This is a genomic window from Halomonas sp. ISL-56, assembly GCF_018612805.1.
GTDB lineage: Bacteria > Pseudomonadota > Gammaproteobacteria > Pseudomonadales > Halomonadaceae > Vreelandella.
Genome location: NZ_JAGGRO010000005.1, coordinates 16,638 through 40,762 on the forward strand (window position 1 = coordinate 16,638; position 24,125 = coordinate 40,762).

The 24,125-nt window shown below is 56.2% G+C and carries 23 protein-coding genes; 8 read left to right on the forward strand and 15 right to left on the reverse strand.

Annotated features, from left to right (window positions below):
* Positions 1–3: 3 nt before the first annotated feature.
* The 5 genes from J7J49_RS03645 to J7J49_RS03665 all read right to left on the reverse strand — a co-directional run bounded on the left by J7J49_RS03645 (position 4) and on the right by J7J49_RS03665 (position 2,801).
* Positions 4–741, reverse strand: coding sequence for a 4'-phosphopantetheinyl transferase family protein (locus J7J49_RS03645; protein WP_215090283.1), 738 nt, complete (start codon positions 739–741; stop codon positions 4–6).
* Positions 719–1,459, reverse strand: a complete 741-nt coding sequence (locus J7J49_RS03650; RefSeq protein WP_215090285.1) for a thioesterase II family protein — start codon at positions 1,457–1,459, stop codon at positions 719–721. The genes J7J49_RS03645 and J7J49_RS03650 overlap by 23 nt, the downstream gene beginning before the upstream one ends.
* Complete coding sequence (locus J7J49_RS03655; protein WP_064236157.1) at positions 1,449–1,694, reverse strand: MbtH family protein; 246 nt, start codon at positions 1,692–1,694, stop codon at positions 1,449–1,451. The genes J7J49_RS03650 and J7J49_RS03655 overlap by 11 nt, the downstream gene beginning before the upstream one ends.
* 261 nt (positions 1,695–1,955) lie before the next feature.
* Complete coding sequence (locus J7J49_RS03660; protein ID WP_215090287.1) at positions 1,956–2,165, reverse strand: FecR/PupR family sigma factor regulator; 210 nt, start codon at positions 2,163–2,165, stop codon at positions 1,956–1,958.
* A 123-nt stretch (positions 2,166–2,288) separates the two neighbouring features.
* Entirely contained in the window at positions 2,289–2,801 is a 513-nt protein-coding gene (locus tag J7J49_RS03665; protein WP_215090289.1) for an RNA polymerase factor sigma-70, read from the reverse strand.
* 304 nt (positions 2,802–3,105) lie between these two features.
* On the opposite strand from J7J49_RS03665, the gene J7J49_RS03670 reads away from it, so the two are divergent.
* Positions 3,106–4,671 carry a PD-(D/E)XK nuclease domain-containing ATP-binding protein gene (locus tag J7J49_RS03670; RefSeq protein ID WP_215090291.1) on the forward strand — a complete coding sequence of 522 codons (1,566 nt, stop codon included), beginning with the start codon at positions 3,106–3,108 and terminating at the stop codon, positions 4,669–4,671.
* Positions 4,672–4,770: 99 nt separating this feature from the next.
* The gene (locus J7J49_RS03675; RefSeq protein ID WP_064236153.1) at positions 4,771–5,568 is read left to right on the forward strand and encodes an inositol monophosphatase family protein; all 798 of its coding nucleotides are present in this window, start codon (positions 4,771–4,773) and stop codon (positions 5,566–5,568) included.
* Between the two features lie 75 nt (positions 5,569–5,643).
* Here J7J49_RS03675 and ykgO read toward each other — a convergent pair whose 3' ends face one another.
* On the reverse strand, positions 5,644–5,784 hold the full coding sequence (ykgO, locus tag J7J49_RS03680) for a type B 50S ribosomal protein L36 (RefSeq protein WP_215090293.1): 141 nt from the start codon (positions 5,782–5,784) through the stop codon (positions 5,644–5,646).
* 10 nt (positions 5,785–5,794) lie between these two features.
* Entirely contained in the window at positions 5,795–6,064 is a 270-nt protein-coding gene (locus tag J7J49_RS03685; protein ID WP_064236152.1) for a type B 50S ribosomal protein L31, read from the reverse strand.
* Between the two features lie 144 nt (positions 6,065–6,208).
* Here J7J49_RS03685 and J7J49_RS03690 point away from each other — a divergent pair, with 144 nt between their 5' ends.
* From J7J49_RS03690 to J7J49_RS03700, 3 genes are all read left to right on the forward strand, one after another.
* Entirely contained in the window at positions 6,209–7,555 is a 1,347-nt protein-coding gene (locus tag J7J49_RS03690; RefSeq protein WP_215090295.1) for a glycerophosphodiester phosphodiesterase family protein, read from the forward strand.
* Positions 7,556–7,710: 155 nt separating this feature from the next.
* Positions 7,711–8,478 (forward strand): ABC transporter ATP-binding protein, encoded by a 768-nt coding sequence (locus tag J7J49_RS03695; protein ID WP_064236150.1) that lies wholly within the window; start codon positions 7,711–7,713, stop codon positions 8,476–8,478.
* A complete protein-coding gene (locus tag J7J49_RS03700; protein WP_215090297.1) occupies positions 8,475–9,338 on the forward strand; it encodes an ABC transporter substrate-binding protein in 864 nt (287 codons plus the stop codon). The genes J7J49_RS03695 and J7J49_RS03700 overlap by 4 nt, the downstream gene beginning before the upstream one ends.
* A 37-nt stretch (positions 9,339–9,375) precedes the next feature.
* On the opposite strand, the gene J7J49_RS03705 is transcribed toward J7J49_RS03700, so the two are convergent.
* Positions 9,376–11,544 carry a TonB-dependent receptor gene (locus J7J49_RS03705; protein WP_215090299.1) on the reverse strand — a complete coding sequence of 723 codons (2,169 nt, stop codon included), beginning with the start codon at positions 11,542–11,544 and terminating at the stop codon, positions 9,376–9,378.
* 220 nt (positions 11,545–11,764) lie between these two features.
* Here J7J49_RS03705 and fhuF point away from each other — a divergent pair, with 220 nt between their 5' ends.
* Positions 11,765–12,553, forward strand: a complete 789-nt coding sequence (fhuF, locus tag J7J49_RS03710) for a siderophore-iron reductase FhuF (RefSeq protein ID WP_215090301.1) — start codon at positions 11,765–11,767, stop codon at positions 12,551–12,553.
* 6 nt (positions 12,554–12,559) lie between these two features.
* Here fhuF and J7J49_RS03715 read toward each other — a convergent pair whose 3' ends face one another.
* From J7J49_RS03715 to J7J49_RS03735, 5 genes are all read right to left on the reverse strand, one after another.
* Positions 12,560–14,212, reverse strand: coding sequence for a multidrug ABC transporter permease/ATP-binding protein (locus J7J49_RS03715; protein WP_215090303.1), 1,653 nt, complete (start codon positions 14,210–14,212; stop codon positions 12,560–12,562).
* Between the two features lie 116 nt (positions 14,213–14,328).
* On the reverse strand, positions 14,329–15,417 hold the full coding sequence (locus tag J7J49_RS03720; protein WP_215090305.1) for a DUF1513 domain-containing protein: 1,089 nt from the start codon (positions 15,415–15,417) through the stop codon (positions 14,329–14,331).
* 3 nt (positions 15,418–15,420) lie between these two features.
* The gene (locus J7J49_RS03725; protein ID WP_215090307.1) at positions 15,421–16,446 is read right to left on the reverse strand and encodes an imelysin family protein; all 1,026 of its coding nucleotides are present in this window, start codon (positions 16,444–16,446) and stop codon (positions 15,421–15,423) included.
* Positions 16,447–16,490: 44 nt separating this feature from the next.
* The gene (locus J7J49_RS03730; RefSeq protein WP_251048128.1) at positions 16,491–17,915 is read right to left on the reverse strand and encodes a di-heme oxidoreductase family protein; all 1,425 of its coding nucleotides are present in this window, start codon (positions 17,913–17,915) and stop codon (positions 16,491–16,493) included.
* A 95-nt stretch (positions 17,916–18,010) separates the two neighbouring features.
* Positions 18,011–19,306, reverse strand: coding sequence for an imelysin family protein (locus J7J49_RS03735; protein ID WP_215090309.1), 1,296 nt, complete (start codon positions 19,304–19,306; stop codon positions 18,011–18,013).
* A gap of 231 nt (positions 19,307–19,537) precedes the next feature.
* Between J7J49_RS03735 and J7J49_RS03740 the strand changes: the two genes are divergently transcribed.
* The gene (locus J7J49_RS03740; RefSeq protein ID WP_215090311.1) at positions 19,538–20,404 is read left to right on the forward strand and encodes a LysR family transcriptional regulator ArgP; all 867 of its coding nucleotides are present in this window, start codon (positions 19,538–19,540) and stop codon (positions 20,402–20,404) included.
* 176 nt (positions 20,405–20,580) lie between these two features.
* A complete protein-coding gene (locus tag J7J49_RS03745) occupies positions 20,581–22,431 on the forward strand; it encodes a diguanylate cyclase (protein ID WP_215090313.1) in 1,851 nt (616 codons plus the stop codon).
* Between the two features lie 52 nt (positions 22,432–22,483).
* Here J7J49_RS03745 and J7J49_RS03750 read toward each other — a convergent pair whose 3' ends face one another.
* Positions 22,484–23,041 carry a cytochrome b gene (locus J7J49_RS03750; protein ID WP_035577052.1) on the reverse strand — a complete coding sequence of 186 codons (558 nt, stop codon included), beginning with the start codon at positions 23,039–23,041 and terminating at the stop codon, positions 22,484–22,486.
* 109 nt (positions 23,042–23,150) lie between these two features.
* Positions 23,151–24,023, reverse strand: a complete 873-nt coding sequence (locus J7J49_RS03755) for a LysR substrate-binding domain-containing protein (RefSeq protein ID WP_215090315.1) — start codon at positions 24,021–24,023, stop codon at positions 23,151–23,153.
* Between the last annotated feature and the right edge of the window lie 102 nt (positions 24,024–24,125).

Genomic DNA, 24,125 nt, shown 5'->3' on the forward strand with positions numbered 1-24,125 from the left:
GCGTTAGCACTGGGCGGCGTGGGCATGGCCCGTATCGAGATAGCCCTGATCGAGACAGCCCTTATCGATATAGCCTGAATCGACATACCCCAGGGCAGCGGCATAGCCTCTCGGCGCGGGCAGCGGCCATGCTTGTAAAGGTGATAAAACCGGAAGCGAGTGCTCAAGGCAGTAACTAGCAGGCGGCACTGACGATGGGCTAACCGAGAGTGCCTGCAGGTGGTCAGCGATTCCTAAACCCAAGGTTTTGAGCACTGCTTCTTTAACCACCCAGCGCTCCATAAAGGGCAGCCTGGCACCGCTAATGTGGTCGCGCTGCTCGCTAGGCGATAGCACCAGCCCGTGTAGCGGCGCCAATTCGGCCTCGGGGCGGCGACGCTCAATATCGACCCCCACCGCGCCGCCGGGAGCGAGCGCGATCAAAGCGACATTGCCAGAGTGGGAGACATTGAAGGCAGGCCCATCACCGCCTTCCAGCGCTGGTTTGCCGTAGGCGTTCTGGGTGAACACCAGCTTTTCTGGTGCTATACCGGTGTGCGCTGATAGCAGCCGCCGCAGGGCAGCACGTGTCGCCACGGCGCGCACGACATCGGCGTGATGGCGAAGCCGCTGGGCGCGCTGCCACTCGGCTCGGCTCAGCAGTCGAGCATCGTCGTCGGCCACCGGGGCGTTAAGGTCGAGCGCCAGGCACCAAACCTCAAGCCCTTCAGGCACCCCTTCAGCTAACCGCAGGCGCTGCATGGGGCACCTCTTCTAACCGCAGGGTCAGCGTCTGTTCGATGGCCGCCAGCACTTCCGCTTGCTGCTGACGGATAAAGAAGTGCCCTCCCTCGAACCAGCTCAGCGAGAACGCTCCGCCCGCTTCGCGCTGCCATGCTTCCAGACGCACCTTCTCGATATCATCACCAAGGCCTGCGAAAACCTTGACCGGGTAGTCGAATGGCACACCGCCGCGATAGCGGAAACTGCGACAAAGGCGATAGTCCGCCGCCAACACATCCAGGGTGAGGCGCAGCAGCTCTGGGCTTTCGAACACCTCCTCTGGGGTGCCGCCCTGTTGGCGCAGATCCGCGATTAAGGCCTCGTCATTATCCAGCCCCGCCAAACGCTCTGGGTCGCGCATTGAAGGGGCCGCACTGCCTGAGGCGAATAGCATCCGTGGCTGAGGGCGCCCCACATCGCGCAAACGTGCCGCCATGCCATAGGCCAGCAGTGCCCCCATACTGTGACCGAACAAGGCAAAGTCGCCGCGCATCCGCGTTGCCTGCTCTTCGCACAGCCGTACCACCTGGGTCTCGAAGTCGTCGATGAGCGGCTCGCCCAAGCGTTCGCCACGCCCAGGCAATTCGACGGGATATACCTCTACCCAGGCGGGCAACTGGCGTTTCCAGCGCAGATACATGGTGGCGCTGGCCCCGGCGCAGGGCAGGCAGAGCAGCCTTAAACGCTTAACCTGCATTCACCTGCTCCGCCTCGGCGCTGGCCTGCTCATCCATCCACTGGCGCAGCGAGAGTGGCCGCATATCAGTCCAGGTTTTTTCGACATAGGCTAAGCAGGTTGGCTTATCGCCAAGCACGCCGGTATCCGTCCAACCGGCAGGAATCGCCTTCCACTCTGGCCATAAGGAGTACTGCTCTTCGTGGTTAACGAGTACGCGGAAAACACCATCTTCACGATCAAAACAGCTTGTCATGGGTCTAACCTCACCGTTGCCTAAGGAATGAGAAATAAAACGCAATTGCTTCTCATTACTTAACGACGAGTGAGACGTTAGAAAATTTAGTGTTGGAGGGAAGAAAATAGAAAAATAAAGGGAGGGGGGCGCCAGTTCGTCGGCATTACCTTTGCCAAGCTAAAATGGCACCGGTGGGCGCCAGCTTTAGCTCGCGCACATTTAGCTAGTCTGACAATCTAAGGGGGGATTAAAAAAAAGGGAGCAAAAAACAGTGGCGTATCAGTTGCGCTCATCACCACTAGGGATAAAACCCGTTAGCAGCCAGAGCTGCTCTGCTTCACGAAACACTTGGCGATGCTGGGAAGAAGCCGCTAACCACGTATGCAGCGCTTCGCGATCAGCGTCGCTCAACGCCTGCTCATGCTCGCGCATCAGCCAGTCCAGCGCTGTTTGCCAAACGGCATCATCGCCGCCGCTATTGTTTTCCATCGTTACTGTCCAGCCTCGCTACTGCTATCTAACTGCTAATACCTAGCTACCAAGAGTTTCAACTTTATAGCTACTCAATAACAGTGTAACAAAGCGAAACAAAGGGGGCACCGCTAAATAACGTTACCGCCCTTGCAACGACCGACGGCAATGAGTCAGCGCATCGCGAATCATAAAGTTAACTGACGTGGTAGAAACACCTAGCTGTAGCGCCACTTCCCGCTGGGTATGGCTTCCCGAACGGTAGAGCTCAAAGGCGCGGCGCGTACGCTCTGGAAGCTCGTCCAACGCTTCAACCACCTGGGCCAAGGCCTGGCGGTCAATCGCAATCACCTCAGGTGAATGTGAGGCGTAAGAGGCGTTATCCCCCTCCTCTTCTTTAGCAAACAGCGCTGACTCAAACGCGGAACGACGACAGCGGTCAATGGCGAGGTTGCGCACCACCCGTGACACGTAGGATATGGGCTGCTTGACCTCAAAAAGCGTGGTTGCTTCTGAAATTTTCAGATAAGCATCCTGCACCACATCGTCGGCTTGATCAGCACTGCCCAAGACTCTTGCAGCGACACAGCAGAGCCTAGGCCGCTGATTAACGAAGATGTCTTCTAACTCAGCGCTCCAGGTCTGGGTATCCACAGCACGGCCTCCTGCCTTGATTAACACCACGGAATAAATGGCAACAATTATTATTTGCGTTACCATCTAGTAAGTCAACCGGTGTGAGCTAATCCACTTTTTATAACGATATGCTGGTTGATAGAACGGCAGCATGAGGCACTATCCTCGCGAATACTTGTCACCTAATTGCCATCCACGTTTTTCGCTAATTTACGCCTTAAAGCCACTAACCCTCACACTGACCACCTCGTCACTGGCCAGCACAAACCATAGCCATGCTAGACTGTTGACCATATCGCTGCTTTTGCTCTGGAGGCCCACTGTGACGGATGCCCACCGCCGTAAGTTACCCATCGGGATTCAGACGTTCTCGGATATCCGCGAGGACGACTATTATTACGTCGATAAAACTCCGCACATTGAACGTCTGGTTAACCAGAACAAATACTACTTCCTCTCGCGGCCACGCCGCTTTGGCAAAAGCCTGTTGCTGGACACCTTGCGCTGCCTGTTTGAAGGTCGCCAAACGTTGTTTGAAGGGCTTTATATCCACGATAAGTGGGACTGGCAACAGCGCTACCCCGTCATTCGTATTAGCTTCGCCGATGGCGTAATGCAGAGCCGTGAAGGACTGGACGAACGTATTCGTGAACAGCTAAGGGTTCAACGCGAGCAGCTCGGCATTACCCAGCACCATAAAACCGATATCCCTGGCGAGTTCTCCGCCCTTATCCGCGCCGCCCACCAGCAGAGCGGTCAGCGGGTGGTAGTGCTGATTGACGAATACGACAAACCGATTCTGGACAATATCCTGGCCCCCGAGCGCGCCCGGGAACTGCGCGAGGGGTTGAAGAACCTTTACAGCGTGCTTAAAGACGCCGACCCGCACCTGCACTTTGTATTGCTGACCGGCGTTTCCAAGTTCAGCAAGGTCAGCCTGTTTTCGGGATTGAACAACCTCAACGATATCACCCTGGATGCCCCTTTCAGCACGATTTGCGGCTATACCGACGAGGACATCGATACAGTTTTCGCCCCGGAACTACCCGATCTTGATCGCGATGAGATCCGCCAGTGGTACAACGGTTACCGCTGGGGTGGACGTGCGGTAACCTCCGTCTACAACCCCTTCGACGTACTGTTGCTGTTTCAGAAGCGCGAGTTTGGGCCTTACTGGTTTGAGTCCGCGACGCCGACGTTTTTGGTCGATATTCTTAAACAGCGCGGGGTGTTTACCCCCTCATTGGACCATTGGGAAACCGAGTATGAACTGCTCAGCCAGTTTGATGTTGATCAGATCAGCACCGAAGGCCTGCTGTTTCAAACCGGTTACCTGACCATTCAACAAGTAGAAGAGCCCTTACTGGGCTACCGCCAGTACACCCTGGGTTTTCCTAACCGCGAAGTCGAAACCAGTCTCAACCATGCACTGCTGCCGTCACTGGGCGTCGAGAACGCACCACGAGAGCGCCGAACGCTGTTCCGTCATTTAAGTCAGCACGACCTTGCCGGGTTAGAAGTTCACCTCAAAGCGCTCTACGCTGGTCTCCCCCACGATTGGTACCGTAACAATCCGATTGCCCGCTACGAAGGGCATTACGCGAGCGTCTTTTACAGCCACTTTGCGGCTCTAGGGCTGGATGTGACGGTGGAAGATGCCAGCCACCACGGCAAGGTGGATATGAGCGTGGACTTTGGCGGGCATATCTACCTGTTCGAGTTCAAGGTGGTGGAACAGTTGCCGGAAGGTAAAGCGCTGGAGCAGATCAAACACAAGGGTTATGCCGATAAACACCGCGCCTCCGGCAAACCCATTCATCTCATCGGCGTGGAGTTTTCCAGCGCCCAGCGCCAGGTTGTGGCGTTTGAGGTGGAGACCTTGGCTTAACTAGCGCCGCTGTCATCGGCTTGTCATGAATGGTTCGTTACATTGAACAGGTAAATAACCGCCACGCACTAAACACGATGAATGTTCAGGGGAAACACAATGCTCGACAGTAGCAATGACCTGCTCGAAACGGTAAAGCAAGCCGCCTATGAGGCTGGCACCTTGTTACGCGAGGGGTATTCACAAAAGGGGCGAATTGCCTTTGAGCAAAAGGGTGCGTCAGACTTTGTCAGCTACTACGATACGGCAGCGGAAAACATCATTATCGACTGTATCAGCAGCGCGTTTCCCGATATCGCTTTCTTAGGCGAAGAGAGCGGCCTGACACCCACCGATAGCGACTATACCGTCATCATTGACCCTCTTGATGGCACCAGCAATTTTTTGCATGGGGTGCCTCACTTTTCGGTCTCCATCGCTGTCACTAAGGGCGATGAGCTGATCATCGGTGTTGTTTATCAACCCTTGCTTGATGAAATGCTGTGGGCAAGCCTTGGTTCCGGCGTTTTCCTCAACGAGACGCCGCTCACTACGCCAGCACCGCGCCCATTAAACGAGATGCTGGTAAGCACCTGCCTGCCCTACCACGCTAAAGGCGACTGCACGACGGCCATGAATCAACTCGCCGTGCTCATGCCCCAAGTAGCTGGCATCCGCAGTCCCGGCTCGGCGGCGCTGGAGATCGCCTATCTCAGTCTAGGTCGCTTTGATGCCTTTTGGTCTCAAGGCGCGGCGCTTGAGTTTTGGGATATCGCCGCCGGCATTGTGATTGCCCGAGAGGCTGGCTACACCGTCACGGATCTCTCTGGTGAGGCGAATCTCACTCAATGGAACAGCTTACTTGTGGCACACCCCGAGAGGCATGGACAACTGCTAGCGTGTTTAAAGACCTGCTGATAAACGATCACGTGTCCCCAAAACACACAGTTTGTTTCACGGACGCAACTAGTCACTGCTGAACGCATGCCCAATTTATTTCTTGTTCTTTCCACCCTGCCGCGCTTTGAAACGCGGATTAGTCTTACAAATGACATAGAGACGCCCGCGTCGTTTGACCACCTGGCAATCGGGATGGCGGCTTTTGGCAGATTTGAGTGAGCTAAGTACTTGCACGCCATATCCTCTATTTAGCGTCAGAAGAGCGGCGCGAAACCGAACCGAAGCGCTGCTGAAAACGCGCCACCCGACCTTCTGCGGAGACTCTGCGTTGTTCGCCGGTATAGAAAGGGTGAGAAGCGCTAGAAACATCCAGGTCAATCACTGGGTAGGTGTTGCCATCGTCCCAGACAATTGTCTGCTTCGAGGTGCAGGTAGAACGAATCCGAAAAGTAGCGCCGCAGCTGGTGTCGCGAAATACCACATAGTCATAGGCAGGATGAATCCCCTTTCGCATGTTCGACTCCTTCAATCAGAATTGATATAAGATAACATATCAATTAAACATGATTCTCATTAGCGTGTAAAGGTTGGTATCGATGAACGCGTAAAACCTGCCTACACTCAGAACACCCACTTCGCGGCAAAGAGAATTGCGCTGATGGCATATTCCGATTTTCTAACTACCACACTATTCGTTGGTGGCCTGCTGGCCGCTAACGCCGCTGCCGCTCAAGAAGAGCCTGACGCAAAGTTCTGGGATGATGCCCTGGTTAAGGCGGCACAGCAGGTAACGCTGGGCCCGCGCCCGCTGTTCCTGGTGAACGACATGAGCGCGGATAACGATCACGAGCGTGAACTGAAAGCCTCCTTATTGAGTTGCGCAGCTGAGCAAACTCAGTGGCAGCGGTCTCCTTTGGCGATTGGGCATCGTGGCGCGCCGTTACAGTTTCCTGAACACACTCTCGAATCTTATATTGCCGGCGCCCAAGGTGGGGCAGGCATTCTGGAGTGTGACGTCGCCTTCACCGCCGATGAGAAGCTTGTTTGCCGTCACTCCCAATGCGATTTACACGCCACCACCAACATCGTCGAGACCGACTTAGCTGAAAAATGTAGCGTGCCTCCCACTTTTGATGAAACCAGCGGCGAGCTAAACAATGCGGCAGATATTCGCTGCTGTACCAGCGACATCACGTTAGCTGAATTTCGTAGCCTGCAAGGCACCATGGAGGGCGTGGACACCGATGCCACCACCCTTGAAGAGTACCTGGCAGGCACGCCCGAATGGCGCACAGAGCTCTATGCTACCCGCGGCACATTGATGAGCCATGCCGACAGTATTGCTCTGTTTCAGCAGCTTGGGGTGCAGATGACCCCGGAATTAAAAGCGCCAGAAGTCGAGATGCCGTTTACTGGCCATTCAAAACAAGGCTTCACGCAGCAGGCGTATGCACAAAAAATGATAGATGAGTACAAAGCGGCAGGCGTTCCCCCTACCGATGTGTTCCCGCAGTCGTTCAATCTGGACGATGTCCGTTACTGGATTGAACATGAACCTGAGTTTGGGAATCAGGCAGTTTATCTGGATGGTCGCTACAGCGATGAAGGCTTTGATCACACTAACCCCGATACATGGCAGCCAAGCATGCAGTCGATGGTGGAAAGTGGTGTCCAGATCATCGCCCCGCCGACCTGGATGCTGGTCGAAGCAAATCCAGCCTTTGGAAGCGATGAACAGGCGAAGCGACTGCAACCTTCACTTTACGCCCGCCGCGCCCGGGAAGCAGGCCTAGCCATGATTACCTGGACACTTGAGCGTTCAGGGCCGTTGGAGGAAGGCGGCCAGTGGTACCACAGCACCACTGAAGATGTTATTCAGCGTGATGGCGACAAGCTGATTACCTTAGATGCCCTCGTCAATGACGTTGGCGTCATAGGCGTGTTCAGCGATTGGCCCGCCACAGTTGCCTTCTATGACAACTGTGCGCTGCGGGGCGCCCCCTAAGCGGAGGCTAGCTGACTGAGATTCATCCTTTGACTGATTTCCCCAAGCGGCGTTTGTTTTTTCTTGCGTAAATCATTTCATTTTTTTGTTAAAAATGAGAATTATTAGCACTAGAATAGAGCCATTATCATTAACCCTATCGCCAGGAGTCATTCATGTTCGAGGTCAAAGGCGCCACTTTTGAGATTAATGGCAAGCCGATTCTAAATCCCATTGACCACAGCTTTCATGAAGGCAAGGTTTATGGCCTGATTGGCCACAATGGCTCAGGCAAGTCGACCTTGATTAAATTGATGGCCCAGCAGCAGCCCACCAGCCAAGGTGAGATTCACTTTGACCAGCGCCCGCTAAGTGATTGGGGAAACCGCGAATTCGCCCGCCAGGTGGCTTACCTACCCCAGCATTTGCCCAGTGCCGAAAGCCTTACCGGGCGCGAGTTGGTAGCTTTTGGCCGCTACCCTTGGCACGGTCTACTGGGGCGCCACACCCAAAAAGACAAAGACGCTATTGATCGCGCCATTGCCCTTACCCATACCGAGGCCTTCGCCGACCGCCTGGTCGATACGCTCTCCGGTGGTGAACGCCAACGAGTGTGGCTGGCGATGCTGCTGGCGCAAGGCAGCCGCTTTCTACTCCTTGATGAGCCACTTGCAGCGCTGGATATCGCCCACCAGATCGAAGTGTTGGCACTGATTCGCAAGCTGTGCGATGAGCTCAATCTCGGGGTGATTATCGTATTGCACGATATCAACATGGCCTCGCGCTACTGCGACGAACTGATGGCGCTGCACAGCGGCCGTCTGCTGGCTCATGGCGCCCCAAACGATATGATGTGCGACAGCACCCTAGAAGCGATTTATGGCCTACCGATGCAGGTCATGAAGCACCCCAACGGAGAGCACAATATCGCCGTTGCGCAATGACAGGTTACCTGCCCAATGGGCTGTTAGCGCTAGCCTGCGCCGGTTTTCTGGCTAACAGCCAGGTTATGGCTTCAGCGGATGTTGTGACCCTGGACTGGACGATCGCCGAGACGCTGATCGCCCTCGACAACCCACCGGTAGGTTTAGCGGAGATTCCCCCTTACCAGCGCTGGGCGGGTGCAGAGGCGTTACCCGAAGGCGTGCGTGATGTGGGCCTTCGCTCGCAGCCTAATCGCGAACTCATCGCTCAGCAGGCACCCGATCACATCCTACTCTCGCCGCTGTTTATGCGCTTAAGCGACCAGCTTGAGGCCATTGCCCCTGTCACCGGGTTAAGCACCTATCAGCTGGGCGAGCCTTTATGGCAACGTCTTCAGAACACAACTCATAGCTTAGCTGAGCTAAGCGGTAACCAGGCAGCAGCCGCTACGCTGGTCAACGACATCGAAACCTACCTGGATCAACAAAAAGCGCAGCTTGAGGAGCAGCCTCCGCTGCTGGTAGTGCAGTTTATCGACGCACGGCATTTGCGCGTGTTTGGCGAGCAGAGCCTTTTTCAGGCGGTGATTGAACGCTTGGGGCTTACCAACGTTTGGCAACAGCCCACCAATCAGTGGGGCTTTTCGACGGCCGCTCTAGAAGAGCTGCTGGCTTACTCAGAGGCGGCTATCGTTGTCGTTGAACCGCTGCCAGTGGGCATGCAGAATGGTTTTTCCAGCAACGCACTGTGGCAACATTTACCCGCGGTGCAAGAAAACCGGGTCGTTCGCCTACCGGCGGTATGGAGTTTTGGGGGCTTGCCATCGGCGGCGCGCTTCGCTGAACGGCTCAGCGAAGCGCTGCTAGCCCGCCAGGGATAATTTAGAAAATAGTTTAGAAGATAATTTAGAAGATAGTTTAGAAATCGAGCGAAGCGGAGAGTTTTACCGTGCGCGGCTCGCCCTGAGTCAAATACCCCCCGGTTGCCGAAGCCCAGTAGTTCTCATCGGTGAGGTTTTCGATATTGGCACGCAGGGTGAGCGTGTTGGTATTTAGCGGCATCGCGTAGCGAATGCCGAGATCCCAGCGAGTCCACGCATCTACCTCAAGTTGGTTTGCGGCGTCTAAATATTGGCTGCCGTTACGAACGGCGCGGCCGCTGAGCGTCCAGCCCGGCGCTTGGGGAATATCCCACTCGCTGCCCAAGACTAAACGATAGCCAGGCACACCCACTGCGTCGTTGCCTTGGTTAGTGCCATCGTCCGTGCGGGTCAGCTCAGGATCGATCCACATGGCACTACTCAGCAGGCGCAGCCCGTCCAGCGGTTCACCGTAAACGCTCAGCTCCACGCCACGGTTGCGCTGTTCGCCATAGTAGCCATAAACGCTGGTCTCAGGGTCGATAAAGGCATTGGGTTGTTCGATTTCAAACAAGCTCAAACTACCGCCCAGGTTACCCAGATCGAGTTTGGCGCCTATTTCGTTCTGTTCAGCTTCAACCAGACCAATACTCTGCCCTGCATTAACCGCCGTGGTGGGCGCCGTATCGCCCGGTTGTAGTGCTTCGATATGGTTGGCGTAGAGCGATAGGGAGTCGGTCGGTTTTACTACGACGCCATACACAGGCGAAAGACGTGTATCGCTAAAGTTTGTGTCAAAGTTGCCGTCGTAATCATAGTTGCTGACGTCGACCTCCTGATAACGGGCGCCTAAGGTCAACAGCAGCCGATCATCCAGAAAACCTAGCGTGTCAGACAGCGATACGCCGTTATTGCGAGTACGGCTGCGCAGGTTCGGGTTATTCATATCCCCACCTGCAAACACAGGGTCACGCAACGAGACGTCAGTGGGCTGATAAATATTGGTGGGTAAGCCCGGAGAAGCCATTTCATAAGCCGAACGCGTGGTGCGATAGACGCTGGAATAGCCTAAATCCAACTGGTGGCTGACCGCGCCGGTATCAAAGGCGCCCCGCAAACCAGCCTGCCCACCAATACTTTCAGCACGATAAGGCACTTCCATCTGCCCGATAATGGCGGAACCATCCACTGCATTCACTACAGGCGTTGCATACATACCACTTTCACGAGTGTCGCTGCCACCCAGCGCTGCATAGGCAGTCCAACTGTTGGCAACCTCGTACTCACCGCGCAGCATCGCAAAATTGGTCTTCAACTCGGTATTGACCCACTCCGGCGCATAGTTGCTACCTGCTGAGGGAGCATCGGGGATGTTCATCAGGCCAGCCCCAACCCTGACTACCGGACGCCCACCATTCACTGTGTGAGCTTGATGCCCTATATCCAACGAGGCACGACCGCGTTCACCGCGGTAATCCAGTCCCACCACGGCGGAGGTTGCACGACGCTCTTCATCATCAATCGCGACTTCACCCCGGCCACGCTCAATACTGGCACGAACGCCAAACTGATGCTCATCGCCAAAACGCCGCCCAAGCTCTATGCAACTTTGCACATAGCCGCTATCAGTCACCCCCGTAGTCAGTCGGTTAAGTGGAGCATCTGCGGCCCGTTTAGGCTCAATGTTGATAGCACCACCGACGCCAGAGCCACTGGGTGAAACACCATTGGCAAAGGCATTGGCCCCTTTAAACAGCTCCACACGTTCGGCAATATTGGTCGCGACCACCTGACGGGGTAATACGCCATAAAGTCCGCCGTAAGCGATATCCTCACCATCAAGTTCAAAGCCGCGAATCTGAAATTTCTCCGCGTAGTTGCCATAGCCATAACCGCTTTGTACCGATGCATCATTGATCAACACATCGGCTAGCGTCTCCGCCTGCTGATTGTCGATCAGCTCAGCGGTAAACCCAATCACATTGAACGGCACATCGGCTGCATTGCGCTGCCCCCAGGTACCAACACGTGCGCCAGCAGCTACTTGGCCACCGGCAAACACAGGTGCTGGAATATCACCTCGCGCGGTCGCCTCCCCGATCACCGTTACGGTCTCAAGTGAAGTGTTGTCATTAGAGGATGCTTGAGCCCAGACAACGCTGGGCACAGGCAGCGCCCCTAGCAGCATGAACGTGAACGAGCGCCAGGAAAGAAAGGGTCGTGACATGGGGAGTTCCTATTTCAATAAGAGCAGGCAGTAGATGAATGACGCAATGAGAAGATAAACTCTACATCAAAGCAGAATCATTTGCATTTAGCATAACGACGCGTTCAAACACATATAACTATTTTAGTGATATGCATTATCGTTTATGATGGCTTCAGCCTTATATCCCCAGCGCCTTGTGTGACAGCACTGTGATAAAGCCCTGTGATGGAGACCCGCGATGCCCAACGCGCTACGTCAGCCGCAACTGTTCGAGCCTTCGTTGGCCGCCTGCTACACGGGGCCGCTAGCGAACTTTACGCCGCCCTTGATTGGCGGCACGCCCCCGCTGGAAGCGTTCAAAACAGCCCGTTGGCGGGCTACCGATTGGCTCAAAGAGGATCTCGCCCGCTTCGCTGAACAGTACCCAGGTGGTGACCCGCGGGCAATGGTATCTCTGTGGTCGAAGTGGCACTTCAGCGCTCTTACCGTCCCTACGCTGACCGCTAACCTACTGCTTAACCGTGACCTGCCGGTGGGGCTAGACGATATGCAGGTTATCTTTAACGATAAGGGCGCTACCTCGCGGTTGTGGCTGCCCCACGAAGGCACGCCGCTAACCACCTACGACCCGTTTGAGCGTTTTACCACCCTGATTGAACGGCACTGGGCACCGTTGATTGAGCAGTTAGCAGCCATTTCCGGCGCCGCCCAGCGGGTGTTCTGGAGCAATGCCGGTGGTTACCTAGACTTTTACGTCAACGCGCTGGGCGAACACCCGCTGGCTAATCGGCAAGCATTTGAGGCGGCCAAGGCGCTGCTGGAAGCACGCACCCTGCCCAACGACAAGCGCAATCCGCTGTTTCAGCCGGTGCGTTACTTTACACCTAAGGGTGGTGAGGAAGTTAAGCGGGTGCGCAAGCTCTGCTGCCTGCGCTATTTACTGGATGAGTTTGATGTCTGCGGCACCTGCCCGCTAGAGGGCTGCGACCTGGAAGCGCGCAAGCGCGCCAAACAGGCCGCCCGTTAAAGCGGTTTAGATATTTATTTGCGCGACCGCATCTTCACTTGCGCGCGCACGCTGCTCGCCCGTCAGCTCGCTTAACTGCCCCTTCGACATCTCCAGCAACCGGTCTGCGTGGACGAAGTAGCTGTCGTCATGACTAATAGCGAACACGGTTTTGCCCATGGCTTTTAAGTGCGGCAGCAGCTCGCGGTAGAACAGCCGCCGGAACTGCGGATCTTGATCCGCCGCCCACTCGTCGAGCAATAAGATATCGCGCTTTTCGGCAATCGCCAGCAGCAGCGCCAAACGTTTACGCTGGCCTTGGGAGAGCTGGGTGTTGATAACGCGATCTCCCTCCCACTGCAGTTTGTGCTGCATCTGCAGCCGTTCAAGCCAAGTATCGACAACCTGCGGATCAGCGGGCAGCCCGTCAGGACCCATGGTCTGATCAAACTGGTGGAAATCGGTAAACACGCTGGCAAAGCGTGCGCGGAATGCTTCCCACTGATCAGCAGTAACCACCTGCCCATCAATCTTGATAGTACCGCTTTGGGGGCGGTATAAACCGGAAAGCAATCTAGCCAGAGTCGACTTACCGCTGCCGTTACCGCCGATCAGAAATACCTGCTCACCGCGCTCCAGGGTCATATTAAGCGGCCCCACCTGGAAACCTTCGCCTTGGGCAGTATCTGGGTAGTGGTAGGTGACCTCCTCCAGCTCAAGGCGCTGCCAATCGGCCAGCGTATCGTCTACCGCAAAACTTGACTGGTACTCGGCTAGCTCCAGGCTGCTCAATTTATCAAAGGCCACTTGAGCACTAATTAAGGTTGGCCAGGCGCCCACCGCCTGAATCAGCGGCGTGCGCAGGAACAGCAGCGTCAGCGCAAACGTTGAGGCTACCGTGGCATTGGCCCAACCCAACCCATTTGAGAGGAAAAACACCACGCCGATGGCGCCCAACATCATAATGTTAGACCAGTTATTAGCGCTTAAATGATAGGTATCGGCGCGGATAATGTGGTGACGATAGTCGCGGGCATTGGCGGTATAGCGCTCATCATAGAAACGCCGGGCACGGTCGCGGTTCAGCGCCAGCTCTTTGCGCCCTTCTATGGCGGCCTGGAAATCTTTATACAGGCTGTCTTCACTTTCACGCACCAAGCGAAAGTGGCGATACACCCGCGACACCAGCACCCACCCCACGCCCATGGTGAACGCGATCCACAGCACAGTGATCACCACCATTTGCGGTGAAAGCCAAGCCAAGTAGGCCACCGAAGCCAGCGTCAGCACTACGCCCTGAATCAGCTCTGGCAGGCGCACAAAACCAATGGTGATGTTGCGCACATCGCTGGACAGGCTGGCCAGCAGCGTGGCGTTACCCAGCTGCTCCAGGCGCTCAATATCGGTGTCGAGAATCCGCTTCACCAGCCTCGAACGTAGGTCAAACACAAAGTGGTGCCCCAGCACGGTCAGCGCCAACTGCGTACTTAGCGTAACGGCCAGTAGCACCGCCAGCAGACCTAGAAATTGCGGCAGCGCGGCCATACTGCCTACTTCAATAAGCCGTTGATTGATAAACGCAATCACCCCAACGCCTAAGCCAGCGCTCAATAGGCTTAAAGCAATGGCGCCTAAAAAGGGCCAACGGTAGTGATGAAATACTAAGCGCAGCAGTTCCATGGGGCTCCTAGCCTTCCTGTAAAGGGCGCTGAAGTCTATCAGCAGCAGCTCTTGCCAAGAAAGCGTTATGCAACAGGGTTAATCAAGATGGCTAATCAACATGATGCTACGTGCTATCAGGTCAGATGGTTATCCCAGCTGAGTTCCAGGCTGGCGAGCAGTTCGGGCGCTGCCGTGTCAGGCGTGACACGGTAGAGCCCGCCCTGGCCGGAGGAGACCAGAAAGCCGCCGTTACCATCGCAGCGGGCACCGGCGGCGTCGGGTAATTCCAGGTTGGCGTTCAGACGGCCTTTCTCCGCATCCAGCAGCAGCACTCGATTGCCGCGCGGGGCGGTCACCAGAACGCTGGCCGAAACACGGCTAAACGCCACGCTGGCGGTGTAATGGTGCAGGCTGGCGGTGACGCCCTCGGGCAGCGACAGTTCAGAAAAGTGCCCGTCGGCATCCAGGCGACAGATTAACGGATGGGACTCCCACTCGGGGCCTTCAAACTGGTAGCCCGCGATCACCGTACCGTCCGCCGCCACATCAAGATGACGGCAGCTTAGCTGGTGATGCGAAGGTTCGTGACGGGCCTGGATCTCGCCGCTGTGGCGATCCATCAGCAGCAGCGCCGGGGCCATGGTGTCCAGATTAAGCTTTACCCGGCCGTAGTCGGGGTGGGTCTGAATGCCGCCCAAGCCAATGACTAGAGTGTCGCCGTCCGGCATCAGCCGAAGCTCATGGGGCCCAATACCCTCAAGCGGCATATCGCGCACATGGGCATAGCCGTTGGCAGCGTCGTAAACCCGCACAAGCCCGGCACTATCCGCCAGGCGATTGGCAGTGACATACAGGTAGCGCCCGCTTAGATCGAACACGCCATGACCATAGAAGTGGCAGCCCTCCCCGGCCGCAATTGTGTGGGCGAGCTGGCGGCTGTCGCCATCGATCACGTGCATCCGCGTGCCGGGGCGGCGGGCAAACAATACCGCTTGGCGTGAACCGGGCCGCAAACAGCCGCCGTGGCAGCGCTCAGGCACCTCGATCATAAAGCGGGCCTGGCCATCCAGTGCCACACCGGCGATGAAATGCCCGCCGCTGGGGTCATCCACCGCGCTAAATAGCCAGTCCACCTCCTCGCGAGCGGGCAGCGCCCAACTCAGCGGCGTCAGCGCTAGGGCGACGCTGCCTAGCCCCACTTTAAGCACTTGCCGTCGATGCATGGCTTAATCCCCGTCACTGGAGTTAAAGCCGCGCACCAGCCCCAGTTCGCCTGCGATCTCGTTACCCAGCAAATGGCGCAGCTGGCTGATATCGATGTAAAGCGACTGCAGACCGCGAAACGCCGCTTCATCGTCCAGGGCAGGCACCAAGCCCGGCGGCAGCTCGCTGGCTTGGGCGAGTGTCTTGTCCAACTGATCACGAAACGCCTCAGCGAGGGGCAGCGCGTCGGCCTCGCGAAGCAGTGCCGTGAGGCCGGGCAGGAAGCCGGTACGCAGCCCCTCCAGGCTGCTCTCTACTAAACGAACCGTCTGCCCACTACGCCAGGCTTCCGCCAGATAGCCGTTGGCGGGGGCGCCTTTGAGGCCCATGGGTTCACCAAGGCGCTTATCCTCAAGCAGTTCAAGGGCCTGGATGGCGCTTGCCAGGGTGGCTTCGGTGTAGTCAGAGGTATCAAGATAGTGCTCGCCAAAGGCCTGCCAGTCGCGATGCAGCGCACTGGTGGTATCCGCGATATGCGTCGTGATGGCCTGCATCAAATCGCAGGCGGCTGGATCACTAAGGGCCTGTTCGTCCATGGCCTCGTCATAAAGTAGGTACTCAAGGGCTGGAAAGCCCTGGATCGCCACACTGTCACCAGCAATCGCCTCGGCATCCGGCGCGTCGGCTGCTTTTAACCATCCGTTCACCTTGCGGCCTACCAGGTTTTTGCGATCCGGCCAGAACTGCAGCTGCCAGCCCCGGCTGTTCTGCTCAACCGGGCCAAACTGGATAAAGCGCACCGCCTGCCAGGCCTGGTAAGCGCTCAGCCAGTCATTTTCTAAACGCTGCCTGAGTGCTGCGTCGGGGCCCTGACAGAAACGCGCAGCGCTAGTCTCTAAGCGCACGGAGGCGGCACTCAGCTCAGCATACTGTAGCTCCACTGCGCCGTGCCAGATATCCCGCGGCGCGGGGGCATCCGCAGCAAAAGAGAGCGGTGCAGCCAGGAGCGTAAAGGCCAGCAACCCCAAGCAGCGAAAAGATGCGATCACATAAACTCCTTGGCGATCAAGCCTTTCAACAATTCAACAACCCCTTATAGGGATTCAAGAAAACGGATAAGTTCAGCGCGCTGGTCTTCGGGCAAGTCGCGATAGCCCTGAGTGGCCTCTTCCGCCTCGCCGCCGTGCCAGAGAATCGCCTCTTCCAAGGTGCGAGCTCGGCCATCGTGAAGAAAACCTGCCCGAGGGTTAACCGTGTGTGCCAAACCAATCCCCCACAGCGGCGGGGTGCGCCATTCGCGGCCATCGGCCTTAAACTCGCTGCGCTGGTCGGCCAGGGCGTCGCCCATATCGTGCAGCAACAGGTCGCTATAGGGCCATATTATCTGATCCGCTAGCGCCGGGCGGTCGGCATTCGCCGCAGTACGATGACGAGGCGTATGGCAGCTGGCGCAGCCGAGCGCATTAAATCGCTCAGCTCCCTGTTTCACCGCTGGGTCATCCATGTTGCGGCGCATCGGCACTGCTAGGCTGGAGGCGTAGAAGGTCACGAAGTCAGCTACGTCATCGCTGACTTCAGGTGTTCCGCCATTGGGAAAATCATCACAGCCCTGGCTCTGGGTGCAATCGGTTTGCAGTACCAGACTGGAGGTCAGCCCCATATCGCCAGCAAAGGCGTGCAGGTCTTGCTGCTCAATGCTGGGCTCGCCGGCTTTCCAGCCGAAGCGCCCAATGACGGTGCTGCCAGTGCGCAGATCCCAAACCCGATTGGCGCGTCCGGAAATACCGTCGCCATCGGCGTCGTCAGGATCGGCGGCGGCCAGCAGATCGGCTTCGGGAATCGCCTCCAGCAACCCCAGACCAATCATCGGCGGCGCCAGCCGCGGCGAGGTCTGCAGATCCTCGGGCAACTCGCCGTAGGCGGGTTCGGCAATCGAGTACAGCGGCTCCAGCAGGGTAACGCTAGAGCCATCGGCCAACGTCACCTCCCGCGGGCGATACTCGATCAGCATTTTGGCCTCTGGCTGCGCGCCAGATATCGCCGCCGTTTGTAGCTGCAGGCCGTAGTTGGGCACGGGAAGCGCACCGCGTTGTTCCAGAACCTCAGGCTCCGCTTGGCTGGAAGGCAGCGAGAGACGCAGAAAAAGCGCGATAGGGTTTTCATCGCCCGTCGGAGGATGTCCCCGGCCATCTTTTATGTGACAGCCCTGACAGCTATTGGTATTGAATAGCGGGCCCAGGCCGTCGCGGGCCTCGGTGCTGGCGGGGGCCGCCACCCAGGGGTTACGGAAGAAGCTATTGCCGACGCTGAAATCCAGCCGCTTGGTCATCGACATATTACCCAACGGCAGCGAATAGGCGTTGTGGTCGAACTGCTCCACCGAGCCATCGCCGCCGCTCATGGGCGTCGTTTGAATTGGCGGTGACTCACTGGCATATAGCGGCGCTGCCAGCAGCATTGGAAAAAAGCCGACTCGAATATAACGGCAGGGATCGACAATACGCCTACAGTGACTCATCACGCTCTACCTTGTGTACCTAATCGCTTGTCAGGAAAGCAAAAGCCGCACGACAGCGATGCTGCCGGCGGCTTACATTGCAACGCCAGTCGATCCTAGAACTGGTGACCAGCATCGTCAGGCTGCAAGGAGGTAACACCCAGCTTGCCAGCCGCCTGTTCGATGGAACCCGTTTGGGCAACGAGCGTGAGAATCGCCGCATTGATCAGTTCGCTGCCTTGCTCATTGCCCGGCGCGATCATCATATCGAAGGCCATCGGCGAGCTCTCGGCTTCCGCCGCCTGCTTGATAGCGTCAAGACGCGCCATCGTGGCGTCGAGCTGCTGAGCAAGCGTATCGGCAAGCTCGCCATCTTCCTGGGTTAGCAAGTCCTTCATTGAAGGCCCCTCTACCACGCTGCCATCAAGGCGCTGATAGGTGCCGGTGTAAATATTTTGAATACCCTGACCGTTGTAGTAATGGGAGTTGTGAGTATTGTCGCTGAAACAGTCGTGCTCATCCTCAAAAGAGTTGGCTTCAAGAGCGACCTTTAAGCGCTCACCGGCAAGCTCCCCCAGGGACAGCGAACCCATACCGAACAGCATGCGGCGCAAGCCCTCCTGATCACTTTCCGCCAACAGCTCCTGGCGATAGTTGCCCTCGGTATCCGGCGCCCACTGGGCAACCATCCACTCCAGGTCGTCGACTAGCAGGTCGGATACCGACTCCAGGTACGTGCGACGACGGTCGCAGTTGCCATGGGTGCAGTCATCGCCGGTTTGGTAATCGCTGACCGGACGCTCCCCGCCACCTGCCTCAAAGCCGTTCAGATCCTGGCCCCAGAGCAAAAATTCGATGGCATGATAGCCGCTAGCAACGTTGGCTTCCGAGCCACCGATTTCATTAAGATCGGCCAGAAGTTGCGGGGTAATCTCGCTGACGTCCAGGCTTTCGCCCTCAACATTGATTTGCTCGTTGGCAATGATATTGACCGTGGCGCCTTCGTTGCCCAGCTCGTGCTGGTAGTCATCGCCTTCGACGTAATCAATCATGCCTTCATCGAGGGGCCAGGCGTTTAGCTGCCCTTCCCAATCGTCTACCACGGCATTGCCGAAGCGAAACACTTCGCTCTGCTGATAAGGAATACGCGCTTGCAGCCAAGCTTGCTTGGCTGCGTTCAGGGTCTCGGTAGTGGGATTGGCCAGCAATTCGTCGATGCGCTCGTTCAACACCTCGGCGGCGTTGAGCGCATCGGCGTAATTGGCATGCGCCAAGTCGGCGTAGTGGGTCACCACGACATCGGCGCTAACGGTGTCGGCAGCAGCGGTGTTGGCAGTAAATAAGGCGAAAGGCATCAGCGCGCTAAGCGCAACGATGCCAGCAAGGGGGCGACGGAGCATGATGGCGGGCATGATAGTGTCCTTTGGGCTATGGCGTTACAGAAACTGCTAAAATACACAAATAACTAAAATAAAGTGCTAAGGCATCTAGCTAGCGTTGGTGTTACATCTCAAGTTGAAATGTAATTCATTGGCTTATGAGATTCAATCCCATTAAATCTCATATTAATCGCACCGCCGGGTTTAATCGCCATTTTTTTGTTTTACGTCACTTTTTTGCTGCTATGGAATGGGAACACCGCCATGCTGGATTACAAACTACTTCACGCCTTAGCGACAGTGGTGGAATGCGCTGGTTTCGAGCGCGCAGGCGATATGCTGGGGCTTTCGCAGTCGGCCGTCTCCCAGCGCATCAAAGCGCTGGAAGTTCGCCTGGGCCAGCCAGTGCTGGTTCGCCACCCGCACTTAGCCCCCACGCCTGCGGGCCAGCGGCTGCTGACCCACTACCAGCAAGTGCAGCTATTAGAGCGAGATCTGCGGGGCTCCCTACCCACGCTGGATGATCAAGCACCGCGCCTGCGTATCGCGATCAATGCAGATAGCCTGGTCACCTGGTGGGCTGAGGCCGTCGCACATATCTGCCAGCAGGAGGGGGTACTGCTGGATCTGGTAATTGAAGACCAGGATGTCGGCCTTAAGCGCTTGCGCGATGGCGATGTAGCCGCCTGCCTATGCGCCACTCCACAGCCGATTGCCGGGGCACGCTGTGTGGCGCTAGGCGAAATGCACTACCACCCACTCGCCTCACCCGATTATGTGGCGCGCCACTTCCCGGAAGGGCCCAACGATGAAGCTTTTCAACAGGCACCTGCCATTGTCTTCGGCCCCCATGATCAGTTGCAGCACCAGTTTCTCGCCCAGTGCGGTTACCATGGCCGCTTTCCTTACCACCTTTGCCCTTCTTCAGAAGGGTTTGTGCGCTTAGCCGCGGCCGGTATCGGCTATGGCATGATGCCCCAGCTACAGGTCGGCGAATTAATGGCAAGCGGCCAATTAACCAGTGTTGCTCCCGGCCACTCTTTAGCGGTGCCACTTTATTGGCATTTTTGGCGCCACAGCGGACAGCTCATTCAGCGACTTACTCAGCATTTGAGTTATGTCACTCATTAAGTATGAGGGTTTTAGACACGATCTTTTGCCAAAGCCAACTACACTCAAAGAGCTTATCGTACGGCACAGGGAAATTTGAGCAGCTAGCGCTATGTCGACGAATTAGCGGCCCCCGGCGGGTGAGGGAACCCAGGGAACAGCGGACGGGGTAAAAAAACGAAAAAAGCGATACCCTAATGCATGCAATACGTTTAACGGCGGGTGTTTACACCGGCCTGTTGCTGCTGCTTGCGGTTTTTTTTATGCCGTGGGCCCAGGCAAGCACTCTTTTGTCCGCATCGCCAAGCCAAGCGAGCTATTCACTTGCCGCTTATAACGAGTTCTGGCACGCCGACGAAGCGTCTTTAACGATTAACGATCTACTCGCCAAACCGCGTTCCTTTAAAACTACCCACCACGCCGAAGATTTAAATTTCGGCTATACCCGAGGTGATGTATGGCTGCGCACTCAGGTGCGCAACGACTCGCCGATTCCCCAACGTTGGGTGGTGGAGTTTGAGTACCCGTTTCTGGATTACGTGACGCTTTACACGTTTCGCCAACAGCTCAGCAAAGTACAGCTGAGTGAAGTACAGCTGAGTGAGGTGCAACTGAGTGAAGTGCAAATAAGCGGCAGTGCGGTTCCCGTTGAACGGCGCGCGCTCGCCCACCGCCAAGCGGTTTTTCCCCTTGAGCTGGCCGCCTTTGAGACTGTTACCCTGTATACCCATGTGGCTGCATCGGGCAGCAAGATGCTTAGCTATAATTTATTAACACCCAAGACCTTTTATACTCAAAACGATCAGCATAATTTTTGGCTGGCCACTTATTTCGGCATGCTGTTGGCGATGGGTTTATACAACTTACTGCTATTTTTTGGCTTTAAAGAGCGCGTATTTCTTCACTACTCGCTATTTGTCGCTGGGTTTGGGCTTGCCATCCTGGCATTTAATGGCATTGGCACACTGATGTTTTGGAGTTTTTTGGGTGAGAACACGTCACGCTTGGTGGCACTCGGTTTCACCTTCGCCTCTACCATGGCTACGCTGTTTGCGCAGAGTTTTCTTAACACCGAGACATACTGCCCACGCTGGCATCAGATATTAAACACCTTTCGCAGTTACTGCTGGCTGGCCGTTATCGCGTCACTGCTGCTACCGATTCCTGCGGCGCTTCATCTCATGGATGTGACGGGCTTTATGGCTGCGTTACTACTGCTGATATGTGGTGGCTACTGCAGCTTAAGACGGGTGCCAAGCGCCCGACTGTTCGTGTTTGCGTGGTCAGTGTTCCTGCTCGGCGCTGGCACCTTCGCGCTGCGCAACCTGGGCGTACTGCCCGCCAACTTTATTACCCTGCACGGCATTCAAATTGGCTCTGCACTAGAAATGTTGCTGCTCTCGTTTGCTTTGGCATCACGCTTTAACAAACTTAAAAGGCAAAAAGAGCGTGCTCAAGCAGCTATGTTAACTGCACTTAAAAAGCAGGAAGCCGTGTTGGAACAAAAAGTCGCCGCCCGCACTCGTGCGCTGGAGCATTTAGCCAGCTGCGATATGCTGACCGGTTTATTAAATCGCCACGGCCTCGCCCACTGTGCAGCAGAAGCGCTGGAGCGCAATCGTCAATACAACCAACGACTGGCATTGCTGATGCTCGATCTTGATCGTTTCAAACCCATTAACGACTGTTACGGCCATGAGGCGGGGGATTTTGTATTACAACAAATAGCTAAACGCATTGCCCATCTGGCACGTACGGGCGACCACTGCGCACGCTTTGGCGGCGATGAGTTCGTTATTATCATGGAGAATATCGAACCCGACGATACGCTTGATAACATACAGGCTCGAGTCGAAGAAGCTATTCGCTCACCGATCAAGCTCCCCTGCGGGGAGCGAGTCAGTGTCAGCGTGAGCATCGGGGTAAGCACTTGCCAAGGAACGGACGACGCTACGCTTGAAAGCCTGCTGCGGGAGGCCGATAGCCATATGTACACTGTCAAATCGCGCCAAGCAGTAGAGTGTTACCGCTACGGCTCGGCGAGTTAGTCCTCGGCGATTTAGTCCTTGGCAATTTAGTCTTTAGCCATTTTCAAGACGGTTAATCAAACAGGCTCATTCGCTTCATCACGTTATCGCGCTTGATTTTCCAATGGAATATCGCCCCCGCGACGTGCAGTACCACCAAGCCTAAAATGGCCCACCCCAAACGTTCATGCCACATAAACAGCTGTTCAGATAGCTGCTCGCGCTCGCCGATTAACCCTGGCAAATGCCAGTGAAAAAACTCAACGGGGAATCCACCGCTGGCCGTTGCCGCCCAGCCCAACAAAGGCATGATAATGAGCGCTAAATAGAGCAAATGATGAACGCTGGTACTCACCACTCGCTCGAAGGCGTTTAAAGGCGGCTCATGGTCAGGCACCACGAAGGCCAGACGGGTAATAATACGTAGCGTCATTAGTAGCAGGATCAGCACACCCAGCGTTTTATGGCTGGTATACAGCAAGTTCGTGAGCATATTGCCGACTAAAGCGACGGTGCGTTCATAACCTAAAAAGCCTAACGTTAAACCGCTAGCCAAGGAGAGCAACACCGCGCCCGCCACCAGCCAGTGCAGTACCCGATGCGGGTAGATATAGTGATCCAGTTCGTGCATGTAGTGCTCCTAACAGCCATTGCATTTTTTTAGTCTAGTCAGTAACGCTCCCTTGCGCTGATTAAAGCACTACGCGGCCATCAACGCTAAACGTTACTGACGAAATACCTTATAGCGCTTGTTCAGGCACGGCCAACTGCTCGCGTATTAACTCTCCCAATCGACGCGCAGGCTCCGAAGGTCGGTGCGGTGCCCGGTGCAGCGCCAGCTCAATCATTGGCAGCGCAGGCAGCCCGCTGCTCTCATCCAGCGGCCTCAGCGCGGGTGTTAGCATGCTGCGAGTCACCACCACGATGGCCAGACCAGCGGTCACAATCGGCGCCAGCCCCGCCATGGATTGGCTGGTGTAGGCAACTCGCCAGCTACGCCCGGCTGATTGAAGTGCCTGCTCAGCCACTTCACGAAACACATCTGCCCCCGGTGAGTAAAGTGCCAGCGACAGCGGGTCACTAAGCAGCGGCTGCTGGTTCATCCCCACGGCCCACAACAAAGGCTCCCGGCGAATAACATCGCCGCCTGGCGAGTTACGCTGCCGGGTGACCAGGGCTAAATCCAACTCTTTGGCTTTCACCTGCTCGACGAGGTGTGTGCTGGTACCGCAGATCACTTTCAACCCGACCGCGGGATAAAGCTGGTGAAAATAGGCGAAGACCGAGGGCAGTAGCGATGCATAGTCTTCAGGTATACCCAGGGTGAGATCCCCGGTGACCTGACGCGCCTGCATATCGCTCCACGTCTCATCATTAAGCGCTAATAGCCGTCGCGCATGGCTGAGTAAGCGCTCACCTTCTGAAGTAAAGCGTATTCGCCGCCCTTCCCGCTCATGCAGCGTGAGCGAGAGCTGCGCCTCTAACCGCTGCAGTTGCATGCTCACGGTGGACTGGGTGTAGGCCAGCCGTTTTGCGGCGGCGGTTACACTGCCGGTATCCGCGATGGCCACCAGGGTACGCAGCAGTGTCAGGTCTAACGTGGGAGCGCGCATATATCAGCCTTCATTTATCAGCCCTTATGTATCACCATCCTTGATGATAACGATCATAAAAGATCGATATTGTGATGTATTAATCATGAGTATGCTGCTCAG